Origin of the sequence: Clostridium transplantifaecale (genome assembly GCF_900626075.1) — a bacterium.
GTDB classification, from domain to species: Bacteria; Bacillota; Clostridia; order Lachnospirales; family Lachnospiraceae; genus Otoolea; species Otoolea transplantifaecalis.
The window spans coordinates 330021-346612 of sequence record NZ_UYZY01000005.1 but is presented as its reverse complement, the minus strand read 5'-3'; the positions used below and the strand labels follow the sequence as shown (position 1 = coordinate 346612).

Here is a 16592-nt window from a genome sequence, read left to right as displayed (position 1 = left end):
GTTTATCTTTCTTGAATATTCAGTTTTTATTTTTAAAACTCACTTCCGCAATTATCGCAATGCCACTCTTTCCCAGCCTTAGGTAATGCGAATATTCCAAATATAGCAGCCCTTGTTACCTTTTTACTTATTGGAATCCTATGAATCTTTGGTGAATGACAGATTGGACAGACGGGCACATATTCATTTTGGGAACATGGTTCTAAGGATTCTGGTCTACGGGTGATAATCTGTTCGGCTGGTTCGCCACAGTCTTCGCAGTTAATTGTTTCATTGTCTTTTAGCACTACATAATCTTCACAAAATTCTTTGAATTTATCGTAATAGCCTAGTTCAATACAGCCACAATTTTTGCAAATAAGCCATACTCCCCCAGGATCGTTTTCATCCAATTCGCCCGGCTTATCGATCTGATAAAAATACATACTCATTTATTTTCCTCCTTAAAATTCCGATCCACAATTATCGCAATGCCACTCTTTCCCAGCCTTAGGTAATGCGAATATTCCAAATATAGCAGCCCTTGTTATCTTCTTACTTATCGGAATCCTGTGAATCTTTGGTGAATGACAGATTGGACAGACGGGCACATATTCATTTTGAGAACACGGTTCTAAGGATTCTGGTCTACGGGTGATAATCTGTTCGGCTGGTTCGCCACAGTCTTCGCAGTTAATTGTTTCATTGTCTTTTAGCACTATATAATCTTCACAAAATTCTTTGAATTTATCGTAATAACATAATTGATTACAGCCACAATTTTTGCAAGTAAGAAATACTCCACCCGTATCATTTTCATCTAATTCGCCCGGCTTGTATATATCATAAAAATACATACTCATTTATTTTACCTCCTTATAATTTCTTAAAATTCGCTCCCACAATTATTGCAATTCCATTCTTTTCCTTCCGCTAGAACATATACCCGCAACTCTTACATTTAAACAGTTTACTCGTATATGGTAATGCGAAGACTCCTAATTGTTCTTAAAACTCTCTCTTACAACGGTTACATACCCGTTTTATTTTTCCAGAACCTAAAAATCCTGTAAATAGACTATAGCCTTTATTAAGTAAGGTGTATTCTGTGCTAGAACAGTAAGGGCAGCGTATTACAGGTTCTTCCGCTGCCGGAGCAAATGCATCGGGGATGTAGGTGCGTAGAATACGCTTCACTTCATCTAATCCACCCGGATTACTTTCAGGCGGTGCTTTAAATTCCTTAATTAGAAAGTACGTGTCTCCAAACCGTATTAAATCTATCGGCTTGTCTCTCAAGGAAGTTGTTCTCCCATTATTCTCTTTAAAACCATAGTACCACCACGTAATCCAATCGGAATGCTCATCCGTTACATTCGTCTCACCATATCCGCTCAAATTAGCCCCGCATACTAAACAATTATTTTCACTACTTTTTGCTTTTAATAAATCTTCATCAAAAATTGTATTGCATGACGGACATACAATTTTTCTTTCCAATTACGATTCCTCCCAAAATCTTATTAATTAGATAATTGCGAAACTCTGAAAGCCGCATAAAACCTAGCTTTTTTGAGTCTTGTTTTTACGTTTTTCCTCACCAAATTTTGAATTTTTATGTTCGCCTTGCATAAATATCTAGCTTGTTATATTCAATTCCGACTTATTTCTATACGAGGTGCATAAATTCTGGTCAGTGAATTTCGCAATCGCCTATTCTTATTAATTACCTCTTAAAATTCCCGTTTACACCGGTTACAAACTCTTTTAACTTTTCCGCTTCCCAAAAAGCCGGTGAGCAGACCGTAACCTCGGTTCATAAGCGTGTATTCTGTGCTAAAACAGTAAGGACAGCGTATTACAGGTTCTTCCGCTGCCGGAGCAAACGCATCGGGGATGTAGGTGCGTAGAATTTTTTTCGCTTTATCTGAGCCATTAGCATCTCTAGGCGGTGCTTTAAATTCCTTAATTAGAAAGTATGTGTCTCCAAACCGTGTTAAATCTATCGGCTTGTCTCTTAAGGAAGCTGTTTTCCCATTATCCTCTTTAAAACCATAATACCACCACGTAACCCAATCGGAATGCTCATCCGTTACATTCGTCTCACCATATCCGCTCAAATTAGCCCCGCATACTAAACAATTATTTTCACTACTTTTTGCTTTTAATAAATCTTCATCAAAAATTGTATTGCATGATGGACATACTATTCTTCTTCCCATTACGATTCCTCCCTGAATTCTTATTATTTACCTCTTAAAATTCACGCTTGCACCGATTACAAACTCTTTTAACTTTTCCACTTCCTAAAAAGCCGGTAAGTAGACCGTAACCTCGGTTCATAAGTGTATATTCTGTGCTAGAGCAATAAGGGCAGCTGATAACAGGCTCTTCCTGGGCCGGGGGGAATGCATCGGGAATGTAGGTTCGAAGGATTCTTTTTGCCTCATCTAGTCCACCCGGACTATCCTTTGGAGGAGCTTTGAATTCTTTAATAACTTCAAAATACTCCGGGTGGTAAGGCAGTTTATCCCAGATACTATAATCATCTTCGAATCGCTTATCTCTTAAATACCACCACGTAATCCAATCGGAATGCTCATCCGTTACATTCGGCTCACCATCTCCACTTAAATTAGCCCCACATACCAAACAATTATTTTCACTACTTTTTGCTTTCAATAAATCTTCATCAAAAATTGTATTGCATGATGGACATACTATTCTTCTTCCCATTACGATTCCTCCCTGAATTCTTATTAATTACCTCTTAAAATTCCCGTTTGCACCGATTACAAACTCTTTTAACTTTTCCGCTTCCTAAAAAGCCGGTAAGTAGACCGTACCCCCGGTTCATAAGTGTGTATTCTGTGCTAGAGCAGTATGGGCACCTGACAGGTGGCTGTTCCTCGGCCGGGGCGAATGCATCGGGGATATAGGTGCGGAGAATTTCTCTGGCCTTTTCAGAGCCATTTGCATCTCTTGGAGGTGCTTTGAATTCCTTAACTACTTCATAATTCTCCGGATGGTAAGGCTGTTTATCCCATAGAGACAAACTATTATATTTTTTACTTCTTAAATACCACCACGTAACCCATCCCGGATGCTCATCCTCTCCACTCTGGACATCATCTCCACTTAAATCAGCGCCACATACTGGACATATAGTTGCATCACCTAATATTTCCTCTTTAAAAATTGTTCCACATGATTCACAAATTATTTTTCTTCCCATTATATCGCCCCTCTTAATTTACTGTTTATGAATGACAATTCAAACAATTATTCTCACCTCAGCCGTCATACCTGATTTTATCTCTGGTTTTGTACGAACCCACATTCTTTTTCTATATCGTACCATATTTTACTATTTATATCTATGTTTTATACCCTGGTTTACGATAATGCAGGTACTCCAAAGTTACTGTTCACAGGTAGTATTCCGCGAGGTGTTTTTTGTGAGTGGAGCGCAGCGAAAGTCACAGAAAACCCGAGGGTTGCGGCGCGAAACGGCGTTTTTTGCCGTTTCTGTGCATCGCGCAGCGTGTTACTGGGCACGGAGTGAACAGTAACCTCCAAAGCAGCAAAGCCGGTAATTATTTTTCATAGGAATTTATGGCGATATGCCTTTGATTTAATTACAAAGATATTTTTCTAATTTTTCAAAAAGATAGTCATAAAGATCGAGCTTTCCATTTCGGAATTTTGATAACACTGTTATACAGATTCCCGTCTCCTGCGCAATAAATAACTGTTTTTCTCTCTTCAGCCTCTCGTTATAGAGAATTCTTAATTCTTCCTGAGTCATCATATCCTCCTTTCCTTTTCATATGAATCTTTTTATTCCAAAAGCTCCCCCAACGATCTCCCAACCATGCATAACCATGGCAATAAGTTCCCTTCGCTTTCCCTCCATAGGCAGAGATTGAATTTCCTTATTTTTCAGCGCTTTCCCCATTTTTTCGTGGACTTTTTTCCGTTTTTTTAAAGCAATTTAAAAATTTATTTTTATCTTTGTCATATAATGTAATCAGCAAGTCATCCCTTAAATATTCGTTTCCCGATTTAAGAGCAAACTCCAGTAAAGCATACATTGTGTCCGATGTTATCGTGATGTTTTTTATCCTGTCCATCAAAATATTAAATTCGTTCATACGCTCGTCATAATATGTTTCATCCGCACCATCGAGTTTACCAACTATTTCACTGTATTCATTTACTAAATCTATCATTTTTTTGCACTGTTTTCTGTCTGAATTCGCTTTATTCCCTCTGTTTTCAAAAATGGGTTTCACTCCATATACACTTTCTTTATATGTTTTTGTATTTGTCTCCTTATAGACTCTCTTATCCAGAATATTCTTATCAAGAATGCGGTACAAAACGTCCATCGGGCAATTAAAAAATTCAACTTCCTCCTCTTTTATGTTCAATTTTTTCTTTTTCTTTTTATTATTATACTTTTGAACTTCCGCGTAAAAAACGGGATATTTCCTGTACCGTTCCATACATTGCATTTTATTGAGTCTCAGTAGTTCAGAACCGATATTTATTTTATAACTTTTTTTTGCCGAATCGATGGCTACTTGGGCCAGCACACTGCAAATAATAAATATGTCTTCCAATTCACGGTTATTGCAGCCCTCATCAAAATAATAGCTCAAAGCTAACTGCGCGATATTGCTTGCGACCCCCACATGATATTGTGCGGATGATATGGCAGAATCCATTTTTGCATAAGAAAGCATACTTTTATCGTATTCACCAGCGGAATCGGGATGGATACTATTTATAATCGTAGGATATTCTATGTATGCCTGTTTAGCTAATGTAACCATTTCCTCCTGATTTGTTACAAAAATACTGTCACTGTCCAAATCCTGTCCGTTCAATCTGCACTGGACATCCGTTTCGATCCCATTAATTACAATTACACTGTTTCCCAAATTCGGAAAATATCTTATCAGTTTGGGAGGATATACATTTATCAAATGTATAATATTGTTCGGAGAATTGTGCGGAGAACGAAAACCCGCCATTCTTTCATTCTCCTCAAACCGGGAAGTATAGCATTGTATCCCTTCCCTAAGCTGGTTAAAACATGTTTCATCGATGAAATTTTGTCCTGTAACCTTCATAAGCATGGCAACCGGATTTCCGCATATCGTCAGGTTATCTCCCACTTGTAATAACTTTCCTAATTTCAGCCTTTTCTTGAATTCACTTATTCTTTTATCTTTTTTACATTTAAAATACTCCATAAACCGAAATTCGTCGTTCCACCGGTACAAGGCGCCCAATACGTTATAGATGCTGTATTTTGCAGTACCTTCCATTTCCAGATAATCAACAAAAAAATCATCATCAAGTTTAAGCCTGTTACAAAACTCCGTACTTACTTCCGCAATTTTTCTAAGGACATTCTCATCCTTTGTCAGTAATGTATTGTTTATCTGAAAGGAAACTCTCTGTAATCTTCCATATTTACTACTGTGTCCCGTTTTTACAACAGCAAACATTTCTCCATCTTTTTTCATGAACTTTTCATAATAACGGAAAGCCTCAGCGGCATCCCCCGTTTTGCTCATCAGATCGATAAATTTGAACCATTTCAAGGAATTCTCTGTTATAATCACCTTAATATCTGTTATTTTTATCTTGCGTCCCAACATGTCTGTCGCATATGCAGTATCGTAACCGCGGCCGTAGTAGTCTCTAAAATATTCCTGGACATTTCCTCTAAAAAGGCACGACTTAAAGAAATGGCTTCTACAGTAAATAAAACCGTTTTTATCATCAGGAAAAATAGATTCATCTATCAATCCCATTCCGTCCCACAAAATATTCGTCATTTCAGTTTTTTCGTTGTCTCTTTCAACATAACATTCATTTTTGTAATGCGCTATGGCTTGTACCGGACATTGTCCGATGGGGATTCCATGCTCTGCAAGAGCGCGGTCCGTCTGTTTTATCATAGTCAAATTTGGATTCTTTTTAGCCTTTTTGCTATAAAATGTGTAACCCAGGAGATTAATATCATTTTCAAAGGCGGTATAATCTTTTTTATATTTTATACGCTCTGTTTCTCTTATTTTAACTGATACTGCCTTCTTTTGTACCGAGACCTCCTGATCTTTAACTACAAAAATGTTTTTTAAAGGAATGTGTATAAAGTCAATTGCTGTGGCGGTAATTAACGGCGCATAGGCTGACATTTCAACAATCTTTGCGCCTTTTTTATCCGGCATTTTATTCCATAACCCCATGGTAATATAGTTTAACGTCTTTGCATACAATTCATCTCTGATAAAAATGCACTGTCCCTCTTTCGCTTTGCCCGGATTTCTCATAAGCATGCGATATAACACGAATAATTCCTCCGTATTTCCGCCCGTCTCAGAATGATAAGTAATCCAGGGAATCATTGCTCCATTTTGGTAATAATGTGCTCTTAACTCCTGTGCCGTTTTCGCAGATTTTATTTCATCCGGATCTGAAGCATCCATGTCGACTCCCCAATCAAATTTCATTACAACGAAATCCCGGCTAAATCCTTTCTTATTTACAGTTACACCATGTTTGAAAACAAACCGGGAAAATAAACTGCTGTTTATCACCGCATTTCCAAAATCAATGTAAGGTTCTTTATACTCTAATATATAATTATCATTCTCTTTTTTCCTTTTGGCAGGAAATTTATATCCATTGTTATATCGGTATAAACTTGCCGCCTGGACACTTTTTATACGGATTACACCATTCTCTTTTCTTTGCACTTTGATAATTGTCCTCCTGTTTTTATCTACATTACTTATTTCTCCATTCAAAAAGGATTTCTTGTAAAATAAGCAAGGAGTCAATTACAATACAAAAAACCCCCCCCTCAAAGAGGAGTGGTTGGCTAAATATTATTTGTTCATCAACATTACAGCTCATGTATGCCAACACTAGCCTCCCTGATACTGTATATGTTCTATATTTTATATTTTCGGAGTTACTTCTCCCGTTTTAATTCTGCTCCACCTTTAACCACTAACCTTAAACAACGAAACGCACGCTTTGCGAACTTTTCATTGCCTCTCAATAAAAATAAAAAGTGCAAAGCGTATCAAATTAATAAGGCTTTGCACTTTTTATTATGGTTAGTATAAATTTTAATGATTAACCGGCCGGTAAATCGCTCTTCCGGCATCTGTGTACTATATGTTTTTGAAATAATCTGCAAGGTTCATTTTCTCTGTAATCTTATGGACTTTTCCGGTTTTGATATATCCCATTTTCTCATACAAATGGCAAAGTGAAGCTTCTTGTTCAATTGTATCCAACTCCCATCTCCGGGCATCTGGATATAAATCTTCTGCTAGTAAAATCGCCTGTTGAGCATAGCCTTTCTTCTGGAATTCACGTTAATACATTTTACTATGATCCCATATTCGTAAAATGGAACCAGGAACATACGCCCTCACTATTTCCCGTTAACCACATGTCCCGGCTCTTTCCCATCCGCAAAATCAACAATATCCTTCACCAGCATTGGAATAATTGTTTCCCCTATATCGGCCGTTCCTCCGCCCACATGGGGAGTAACCACAATATTGGGGTTTTCAAGCAGCTCATGTCCCTGGGGCAGGGGTTCCTGCTCTACACAGTCCAGTCCGGCTCCCCTAAGTTTCCCGTATGCGACGGCCGCGGCAAGTGCGTGGTCGTCCACCAAGCCGCCCCTGGCGGCATTGATTAAGATCGCCCCGTCCTTCATCCGGGTGATCTCCTCTCCGCCTATCATATGGTGGTTACTGTCCGTCAGAGGAATATGGAGGCTTACAATATCGGACGTTTCAAGCAGGGTATCAAAAGAAACATACTTCATCCGGTACTCTTCTTCCATCTCCAGAGGGAGTCGGAATGTATCGTAATACTGCACCTTTGCTCCAAAACTCTGTACCCTTTTCGCCACCTGGCGGCCGATATTGCCGCCACCAACAATACCCACCAGCTTGTGATTCAGGGAAACGGAATCATTGATAAATGTATTCTTGCTCCAGCTTCCTCTGCCCAGACTTTCCGTATGGCACAGTAATTTTCTTCCCACGGCCAGCATCATCAGGACGCTGAGCTCCGCTACGGCCGCCGCATTTGCTCCCGGCGTGTTGGTGACGAGCACTCCATGCTCTGTCGCCGCCCCGGTGTCCACCGAATCATAGCCGGCTCCCCAGCGCATAATCATTTTTAAATTCTTGTTTCTTTCAATCACCTCTCTCGGAGCTTTAAAAACGCGCAGTATCATAATTTCCGCGTCTGTCATTGTTTTGTAGGCCTCTTCCGTGTCTACCCGGATTACCTCAAACCGTTCCTCCGGAAGAGCCTTACAGACCGCCTCATATGTATTTGCGGGATAATTTCCTGCAAGAACTACCTTTATCATATCATTCTCCTGTTCCATTCTATTTACTTCTTCCATTCTTTTAACTTTTTTCCATTTTTTACTTACTTTCTTTTTTTCCGTTACCTCATATCCTGTTTCAGCGTATCGGCAATCTCTGCTATGAGAGCTTCCGACGGTTTCTTTTTATCAATTGCGGACACCTTTATAATCAGCCGGTACAGATTCACCTGTTTTTCCTCCGCCACTTTCCTGAACAGCTTTATAAAGCTGGAATGGCAGCCCGAAAATCCGAGGGTGAGATCCAGAGGCGTTACAGGATTGTGGTAATTGTACGGCTCCATGGCGGGCTGCAGGCGCTTTTCAATAAAATCCAGCATTCCATAGAGATCAATTTCTTCCATTTGTCCACATCGCTGCATCATTGCCGTGCAAATCTCCGTAGCGAGATTTCCGGCGCTCCTCGCCATTCCCATCAGGCCGCAGTCTAATATTGCCGCTCCGTTCTGGTATGCCGCCATTGCATTCGCCGCCGAAAGCCCCAGATTATTGTGGCCGTGAAACGCTACAGGAATTGATACGGCGTCTGCCAGCTTTTCCGTATAAACGGCAACCTCATCCGGCAGCATCGTTCCAGCCGAATCCATAATCGTAATCTCGTCCAGACCTGCCGCCTCCAGCTTTTTGCCCTCTTCCGCCAGCTCTGTGGGGTTTAAAAGGTATGCTTTCATGGAAGAATAGAACGCTTTTAAATTATTTTTCTTGATATCTTTTATTGCCTGAAGGGAAATATCGGCATCTCCTGCGTCCGCTCCGACCCGCAGAAAAGAAAGTCCTCTTTCCGCCGCCAGTTCCACGTTCTTTTCGCGGTATCGGTTCGCATTTAAAAACATGCCCAGTTCCGAAGAACGCCCCTTATATTTTTCCGCAATGTCCAGATATTCCTGATCCGTCAATGCATCCGTAAAACCGGCTACCTCATAGGCTCCGATTCCTCCTGCGTTCCCAAATTCGATAATCGGAACATGGCAGGCCGTCAGGCCGTCCAGAACCATGTCTGTTATTTCTGCCGAAAACCCTTTTCCTACCACATTTGCCCCATCTCTGAGTGTACAGTCCATTAATTTAATCTTCATTTTAAACCTCCCTGAATATGATTACTGGATACAATTTTTGATTAGTTTTATAAATACGATTTCTGAATACAACTTCCTCTTTTCCCGTCTCCTTAAATCCGTCTCCTCTTTTTGTCAAACAGGATAATTCCTACAACGGCAAATCCAATCATAAGCGCTGCCCCCACGCCCATGGTCAGGGAGATTCCGGTCATTAACCAGACCGGGGCAAAACCTACAAAAGAATCTTTCCAACAGGTCAGAGTCGTATAAACGCCATGGGTATCTCCCGCTGAGGAACAGGAATCCGGATCCACAGCCCGCACCAGCGCCAGGCCGGTGGAAGTGTTTCCTGTAGCAGCTCCGAATGCCATCATTGCTTTTTCAAACCACTCATGCTTGCAGAACCTGTTTGCCGTGATAAGAATAATCGGAACGGTCAGGAGGCAAAGGGTAAAAGTATAGATTAAAATTGGAACTATGTAGGTAGAAATAAACTCCACGTCCAGCGTCGCCATAGCCGTAAACACCACAATTTCCAGTAAAAAGCCACTAAGGAGTTTGATGGTCTTTAAATCTACATAACGATCCCATTTAAGGATTTTCAAAATCTGCCATAAAACGGCTCCTCCGATTACACCGTGCAGCACGCTGGGAAGGGTACTAATGAATCCCCAGTAACGTCCTGTAATCTCGAACAGCCTTTGCCCCAGAAACAGAGCCGCAAGCAGCCAGCTGGCCTGAAGCGCCAGGTGATTAATGCTGATTCCCGTCGTTACCGTCTGGCCGGAAGGCTTTCTGTTTTCCTCCGGAAGAACTCCGCCATAGAACCAGGACGGCTGTTTCTTTGGTTCTTTTACATAACTGGCCCAGCCTTTTCTGACGCCGTAGTTCACCAGAATCATTCCGACAAGCATTGAAACGATAAGGCCAAAGGTGGACAGAACCATCCCAACCGCCATATTTCCTTCTATTCCCAGCGATTCAAAGGTTGCGGCGGCAGCGCTTGCCGTCCCATGGCCGCCATGAAAGGAAAACACTCCCATAATTCCCCAGCCCTTCGGCAGACCTGGCCATATTTTAGACAGAAGGTATCCGAGTCCTGTTCCCACGCACATCTGCATTCCATATGCCGTCATAGGTACACAAATATAATCCAGATAGGAACCGATGCGATCCCGGTTAAAGTTAACACCGAACACCAGAGACGCCATCACGATATCGATTAAAACGTTTGGAACCTTTGCGTAAGTTTCCGGCACCGGAACCAAATTGAGAATCTGCGGCCCCAGTATCAGGATCACCAGCCCTCCAATCAGCGATGACGGCAAAAATAATTTTTGCAGCGGTTTGACATACTCCCTGATGAAAAATCCCAGTAACATGAACACCGCCAGCAGAAGCATGTCGTTACAAAATGTCCGAACAGTCATTGTATTTCTCTCCTTTTCTCTTTACTTAACTGGATCGTATCACGTTCTATAGACAATGTCTAACAGCATAATTTTGAGTTTTTCCCAATAATTATATTGTGATTACTGGCCTGTTTTGTCGATTCCCTTTTATTCCAAACGTCTAAAGCCCCGCTGCCTGATGACAGCGGGGCTGATACAAATCCTGACCCTGTCCGATACGTGATAACAAGATTTCTCTTATATATCTCTCTAATCTATCAATTTACGCCAGAGCTCTATATACCGTTTCCCCTTCCAGAACCGTCAGGGACGGACAGAGCATTTCCGAACCGGTTACCGTGTCGTGAAGGACATCGGTAAACATGAATTCACCTTTTCTTCTCTCAAATACAGACAGGTTCGCCTTCGCGCCTTCCTTAAGGCAGCCAATTTCCCCCTTCATTCCCATCAGTTTTGCTGGAAATGATGCGCAGCAGGCCGTCACCTGAGGCAGGGTCATCCCAAGCGCCATAAAACGCGACATCAGATAAGGAAGGGAAAAGGCCGGTTCATAGAGAAACGTATTTCTGGTAAAATCCCCTGAAATCAAATCTGGGAGGAGTCCCAGTCCCATTGCCTTTCTGGCGGTTTCATGGCCAAAATGGCCCTTTCCGCATGCCGATTCCAGTATGATCCCCTTTTTCCTGGCCCTGATCATTTCACCGGACACACTGCCATTTTCCAGAATTCCCTTTTGCGGTGTGAACACGTGACAGAAAATGTCCCCTGGCCGCAGAATATCGATCAGTTCAGACAGTGATCCCTGGAAATCGGGCATATGGACTGAAAGTGGAAGCCCGCATGCATTTGCCGCCTCCACAGCGCCGCGCAGGGCATCGAAGCTGGTTGTATTGCTCTGTTTTGCAATCTCACTGCTGATCCGTATCTTCAGGCCAATGATTTGTTCCCGGTGCGTATTGCACATTTTTAAAATCCTGCTTTTGTCAAAGTAAGCCGGGTTAATGTTCTCATTATGGCTTCCCAGACAGCTTAAACCTTCAGACGCCACGTTTAAGTACATTCTGCAGTTTCTCCGCTCCCGCTCCGTGAGGCTTTTGAGAAACGCTTCAAAATTGGATACTCCGGCGCTTCCCGCATCCACGGCTCCGGTTACTCCGGTAGACAGATAGGACGAAGCGTGAAGCGAGGTCAGGGTTCCTCCCGCGTAAAAATGGGCATGGAAGTCAATCAGTCCCGGCAGCACCGCCCTTCCTGAAACATCGATCTCATGCAGGCCCCCCTCCCCGATGGAGGGAGCGATCTTTTCAATCCTGCCGTCCTTCACGCCAATATCTTTCCCGGCCCCGTCAAGCCCATTTTCCGGATCGGTCAGCTGGCCGTTTCTCAAAATCAAATCATACATCTTACGTCTCCCCCTTACCCATATTTTCCCGTCACATTCCTGTGTCGAAAGTTTCACACGCTACCAGATGAACTGGGAAAGCATCACCAAAACCGCCCCGATAGCCGCCCACAGCATGACAATCTTAAAGGCGAATTTAAACCACTGTGTAAAGTCCACATTGACCACGCCGATAACGCTCATTACCGCTCCCGACCATGGAAGGATGTGAGTCAGAAATCCGTCTCCAAAATTGAATGCCAGAATAGCTGTCTGCCTGGACAGGCCGATAATATCGGCAACCGGAGTCATAATGGGCATCGTCACCACAACCTGCCCGCTGCCCGATACGATTACAAAATTTACCAGAATCTGGGCCAGATACATGCCGAGGCTCTGCAGAGACGCCGGCAGAAATTGAAGTGTTCCGGCAATATAGTACACACAGGAATCCATAATTTTACCGTCTGTCAGTATTTTGGAAATTGCCGAAGCCATTCCAATCAGAATCAGAGGGAACACGACTCCCTTGGCCCCGTTAATAAATTCTTTGATGACCGTATCGGCCTTCATTCCCGAGCAGGCCGCCACGATAAATAGTACCCAGATAAATACCGCCGACTGATTGTTGACGCCCCAGCCAAGCCGGATAGAACCGTACATCACCGCGATATAACCGCCGATGACGGTAAGAAGTATCAGAACATGCCTGAAATTCAGCGATGCCCTGCCGCTCAAATCAATTGCTTCCGCATTCTCCCGCAGTTCCAGTTCATATGTATAGCTGACCGTCCGATTCCGTTTTACCTGCTCCGCATAGCGCATAATGTAGATGCAGGTCGGAACCAGCAGCACCGCCATGCAGAAAAACCGGTAGCCCACTCCGGAGTACAAAGGAAGTTCCGCTATCACATCGGCGATTCCCGTCGTCTGGGGATTCAGCGCACCGCAGCTAAAGCCGATGCCGCCTCCCAGGATAACCGTCGCCACACCGGTCATAGCGTCAAATCCAACGCCCCTCATCAGTAAAACCGCAATCGGCGTAAAACCAATCAGCGTATTAATACCCTGGGTCGTGCAAAGCAGGGAAAAGAGAATCGTCAGGATCGGAATAATCAGCTTCTCCTTCCCCTGAAGTTTCCTGGCCACCGTCATCGTAAGTCCGTCAAACGTCTCGGTTGCAATTACAACCTGGAACACGCCCGAGATAATCATTACGAAAAAAATGGTCGCGGCCATGCTGTTCATTCCCGTCACCAGATAGGACGGTATCATAAAAAGATTGACCGGATGCTGCGCAATAAAAGAAAACTCCTCCGGTATCACGACTGTGTTTCCTGCCGCATTCTGAATCCTTGAATACTCTCCCGCCGGGATTATCCATGTCATCACTACCGCTATCACACACAGCGCCAGTATTATAATAAAAATATTAGGCATCTTAAATAACTTCTTCTCTTTTTTCTGCTTCATCGCAGTCCCCTCCTGGTATTTGTTTCTGCTGATATTTGTTTCTGCTAGTATTTGCTTCTCCTGATATTACTTCTTATGATGTTCATTTTTAAGCTTCCGTTCTATCTCATTCGATAGTCTGCGGTTGTTTTGTCGTCCTCAATTTCCATGCATTTAGATTGATTTCCCCGATAAGCATATGGTATCATAGTAAATATACCAATTACAAACAGTATAAAATTGTTATTTTGACAAGAAGATTGTTGTGTTGCCAATCAGGCAGCATACTTGTGTTGAACAGGAGAATATCGATGAATTTAAAGAGTCTGGAATATTTTCTGATCGCCGCGGAAGAGATGAATTTTACCAAAGCCGCCGAACGGCTTTTTATCTCACAGCAGGCCCTGAGCGGTCATATTAAACGGCTGGAGGAGGAATACAATGTAGAGCTTTTCTGCCGCCGCCCATCGCTCCATCTGACGCCGGCCGGGGACAGCATGGTATTCTATGCCCGTCAATTTCTGAATACGCATGCCCGGATGGAGGCCGACTTTGCCGATCTCTCTTCCAATTATAAAGGCCATTTTTCCATCGGCCTGTCGAGGCTCCGCTGCCAGGTCTTCTTCCCGAAAATCTGGGAGGAATTTCACCGCCTGCATCCCAATATTGATATTTCAATTGCGGACGGCGCCTCACAAACCTATGCAGAGCTTTTGCAAAAAGGGGATATTGATCTGTATGTGGGACTTAATATCGCGGCAAGGCCCAATGTCACCCTGCTGCCACTGGCTAAAGACCGCCTGTTTTGCTGCATCCCTTATTCGCTGATACAAAAGCACTATCCCGAACATCCGGAGGCGGTGGCAGACTCGCTGCGGCAGGGCGTCGACTTGCTCCAGATTGCCCAGCTGCCTTTTATCATGCTGGCCTCTGGGAACCGGCTGCGCAGGAATATTGATGCGTTTTTTCTCTCCAACCAGATACACCCCCACATTATCATGGAGAGCAACCACCAGGATTTGATTTACCGGATGTCAAGAGACGGCTACGGGGTCGGAATCATCTCCCCCTTTCTGATTTATCAGACAGAGCGGCTTGGTAATCCCGATAGAGACTCCCTTATTACCTGCCCTATTCTGAATGAAATGCCGGAGAATCTGATCTGCCTGGCACACAGAAACGACTATCCGCTTCCCAGATACGCAGAAGATTTCATTGCAATCACGCAGAAAATATTTGCAGACTATTCAGACTCCATCTCCCCTGCGGAGAATCGTTAACCAAAATGACACAGCATAATATACAGTACATTCAGGAGGTACATAAATGAGATGTCCGAAATGCGGAAATGAGAATTGTCAGATCACAACAGAAGTAACTTCATCGGGAAAGGATTTTTCGGCCGGAAAAGGATGCTGCGGCGCTCTTCTGCTCGGGCCGATTGGAATCCTCTGCGGCGCCTGCGGAAAAGGCAAACAGATCAATTCCACCACGTTCTGGGTCTGCCCACACTGCGGAAAGAAGTTCCGGGCATGAATTTCAATCAGGATCAGCTTTGGATCAATTCAATGCAGTGGTGCAAAAAATACTGCGGCTGCCACCAGATGCCCCAGCGCAGCTTTTTCCTGGGTGATTACCAGTTTCCCCTGTGCGCCAGGTGCACGGGTATTGCCCTGGGCCATATTGCGGCAATCGCAGCAGCGCCGTTTTATACTTTTAAATATGAAGTCTCTCTTTTCATGCTTCCTATGGCCGTTGACGGGATCCTGCAGTATTTTACCTCTTACCGGTCGAATAATTTAAAACGGGTTATAACCGGATTTCTTTACGGATTTGCTTTTACGACTGTTGTATTCCGGACTGTGAAACTGTTTGTACGATATCCGGGTTCCACACTTTCTCCATGCCAACCAACTCCGGCCCGTCCTCCCGCCTTCCATTTATTAAAATTTTATAAACAACATAAACCACTGTAACCGGCATATCTTTAAATTGGAAGAATAAAGTAAGGAAACCATTAGCTTCCTTAAATTTTATTAACCTTTTCTAAATCCCCTTGAAGTCGTCCAGAGAGTGTGCTATAATCAGTCAAAGTTGAGAGACTTGTTAAAAAAGTGTTAATATTCCTAAAAAAATTCCAATACTATGGAAGGTGATTTTATGAAGAATTTCCTAAAGAAGTATGGACACCTTTGGATACTTGGATATGGTTTTATTTATCTGCCATGGTTCATATACCTTGAGAAGACCATTACAAAGCATTACCATATCATGCATTCCGTGGTGGATGATTATATCCCGTTCAATGAATATTTTATCATCCCCTACTTCCTGTGGTTTGCATATGTGGCCATTACCATCGCTTATTTCTTTTTTGTTAACAAAGAAGATTATTACCGGCTCTGTATCTTTTTATTTACAGGCATGACACTCAGCCTTTTAATCTGCACCCTCTTCCCGAACGGCACCGATTTCAGGCCTGTAATAGACCCGAATAAGAATGTGTTCTCCGGGATGGTCGCGATGCTCTACCAGACTGATACATGTACTAATGTATTTCCGAGCGTACACGTTTACAACTCTATCGGAACACATATTGCAATTATGAAGAGTGAAAGCCTGAAGAAATACAAAGCCGTACGGGTACTGTCCTTCATCCTGATGGTTTCCATCTGTATGGCAACCGTATTCTTAAAACAGCACTCCATCATCGATGTGGTCGGCGCAGTTCTCCTGTGCGGAGCGATTTATCCTCTGGCTTATGCAGGCAGCAGTGCGGAAGAGACAAGACCGGAATTCATACGTTAATATCAAACAACCGAAAACGAAAACCCTCGGCAGGAATGATTCTGCCGGGGGTTTTATAATTG

Annotated in this window: 18 protein-coding genes; 4 read left to right on the top strand and 14 right to left on the bottom strand. The window is 43.0% G+C overall.

Translation table 11 applies throughout. The features are described 5' to 3' along the window. Positions 1-32 precede the first annotated feature (32 nt). The 14 genes from EJL91_RS18950 to EJL91_RS18890 all read right to left on the bottom strand — a co-directional run bounded on the left by EJL91_RS18950 (position 33) and on the right by EJL91_RS18890 (position 13743). Positions 33-431: a hypothetical protein gene (locus EJL91_RS18950; RefSeq protein WP_125143526.1), complete on the bottom strand. Its 399-nt coding sequence runs from the start codon at positions 429-431 to the stop codon at positions 33-35. Between the two features lie 12 nt (positions 432-443). Beyond that, the gene (locus tag EJL91_RS18945; RefSeq protein ID WP_125143525.1) at positions 444-842 is read right to left on the bottom strand and encodes a hypothetical protein; all 399 of its coding nucleotides are present in this window, start codon (positions 840-842) and stop codon (positions 444-446) included. 145 nt (positions 843-987) lie between these two features. Continuing rightward, positions 988-1479 (bottom strand): hypothetical protein, encoded by a 492-nt coding sequence (locus EJL91_RS18940; protein WP_125143524.1) that lies wholly within the window; start codon positions 1477-1479, stop codon positions 988-990. Between the two features lie 233 nt (positions 1480-1712). After that, positions 1713-2201, bottom strand: a complete 489-nt coding sequence (locus EJL91_RS18935) for a hypothetical protein (protein ID WP_125143523.1) — start codon at positions 2199-2201, stop codon at positions 1713-1715. 34 nt (positions 2202-2235) lie between these two features. Beyond that, positions 2236-2715, bottom strand: a complete 480-nt coding sequence (locus EJL91_RS18930; RefSeq protein WP_125143522.1) for a hypothetical protein — start codon at positions 2713-2715, stop codon at positions 2236-2238. Between the two features lie 34 nt (positions 2716-2749). Then, positions 2750-3214, bottom strand: coding sequence for a hypothetical protein (locus EJL91_RS18925; protein WP_125143521.1), 465 nt, complete (start codon positions 3212-3214; stop codon positions 2750-2752). Positions 3215-3613: 399 nt separating this feature from the next. Next, positions 3614-3790 (bottom strand): hypothetical protein, encoded by a 177-nt coding sequence (locus EJL91_RS24665; protein ID WP_164516875.1) that lies wholly within the window; start codon positions 3788-3790, stop codon positions 3614-3616. Between the two features lie 124 nt (positions 3791-3914). Beyond that, complete coding sequence (locus EJL91_RS18920) at positions 3915-6806, bottom strand: hypothetical protein (protein WP_243125477.1); 2892 nt, start codon at positions 6804-6806, stop codon at positions 3915-3917. A gap of 372 nt (positions 6807-7178) precedes the next feature. Next, positions 7179-7304, bottom strand: coding sequence for a hypothetical protein (locus EJL91_RS25170; protein WP_279230052.1), 126 nt, complete (start codon positions 7302-7304; stop codon positions 7179-7181). 140 nt (positions 7305-7444) lie between these two features. Then, entirely contained in the window at positions 7445-8401 is a 957-nt protein-coding gene (locus tag EJL91_RS18910; protein ID WP_125143519.1) for a 2-hydroxyacid dehydrogenase, read from the bottom strand. 80 nt (positions 8402-8481) lie between these two features. Further along, the gene (locus EJL91_RS18905; protein WP_125143518.1) at positions 8482-9495 is read right to left on the bottom strand and encodes a beta/alpha barrel domain-containing protein; all 1014 of its coding nucleotides are present in this window, start codon (positions 9493-9495) and stop codon (positions 8482-8484) included. A 92-nt stretch (positions 9496-9587) separates the two neighbouring features. Beyond that, positions 9588-10907: a sodium/glutamate symporter gene (locus EJL91_RS18900; protein ID WP_125143517.1), complete on the bottom strand. Its 1320-nt coding sequence runs from the start codon at positions 10905-10907 to the stop codon at positions 9588-9590. A gap of 244 nt (positions 10908-11151) precedes the next feature. Then, positions 11152-12291 carry an amidohydrolase family protein gene (locus tag EJL91_RS18895; protein ID WP_125143516.1) on the bottom strand — a complete coding sequence of 380 codons (1140 nt, stop codon included), beginning with the start codon at positions 12289-12291 and terminating at the stop codon, positions 11152-11154. A 60-nt stretch (positions 12292-12351) separates the two neighbouring features. Beyond that, positions 12352-13743 (bottom strand): YfcC family protein, encoded by a 1392-nt coding sequence (locus EJL91_RS18890; RefSeq protein ID WP_125143515.1) that lies wholly within the window; start codon positions 13741-13743, stop codon positions 12352-12354. A 290-nt stretch (positions 13744-14033) separates the two neighbouring features. Between EJL91_RS18890 and EJL91_RS18885 the strand changes: the two genes are divergently transcribed. The 4 genes from EJL91_RS18885 to EJL91_RS18870 all read left to right on the top strand — a co-directional run bounded on the left by EJL91_RS18885 (position 14034) and on the right by EJL91_RS18870 (position 16530). After that, complete coding sequence (locus EJL91_RS18885; protein ID WP_125143514.1) at positions 14034-15002, top strand: LysR family transcriptional regulator; 969 nt, start codon at positions 14034-14036, stop codon at positions 15000-15002. Positions 15003-15048: 46 nt separating this feature from the next. Continuing rightward, positions 15049-15258, top strand: a complete 210-nt coding sequence (locus EJL91_RS18880) for a hypothetical protein (protein WP_125143513.1) — start codon at positions 15049-15051, stop codon at positions 15256-15258. Further along, positions 15255-15698 (top strand): DUF2085 domain-containing protein, encoded by a 444-nt coding sequence (locus EJL91_RS18875; protein ID WP_164516889.1) that lies wholly within the window; start codon positions 15255-15257, stop codon positions 15696-15698. The genes EJL91_RS18880 and EJL91_RS18875 overlap by 4 nt, the downstream gene beginning before the upstream one ends. Positions 15699-15882: 184 nt before the next feature. Then, positions 15883-16530 (top strand): phosphatase PAP2 family protein, encoded by a 648-nt coding sequence (locus EJL91_RS18870; RefSeq protein ID WP_206429522.1) that lies wholly within the window; start codon positions 15883-15885, stop codon positions 16528-16530. The last annotated feature ends 62 nt before the right edge of the window (positions 16531-16592 follow it).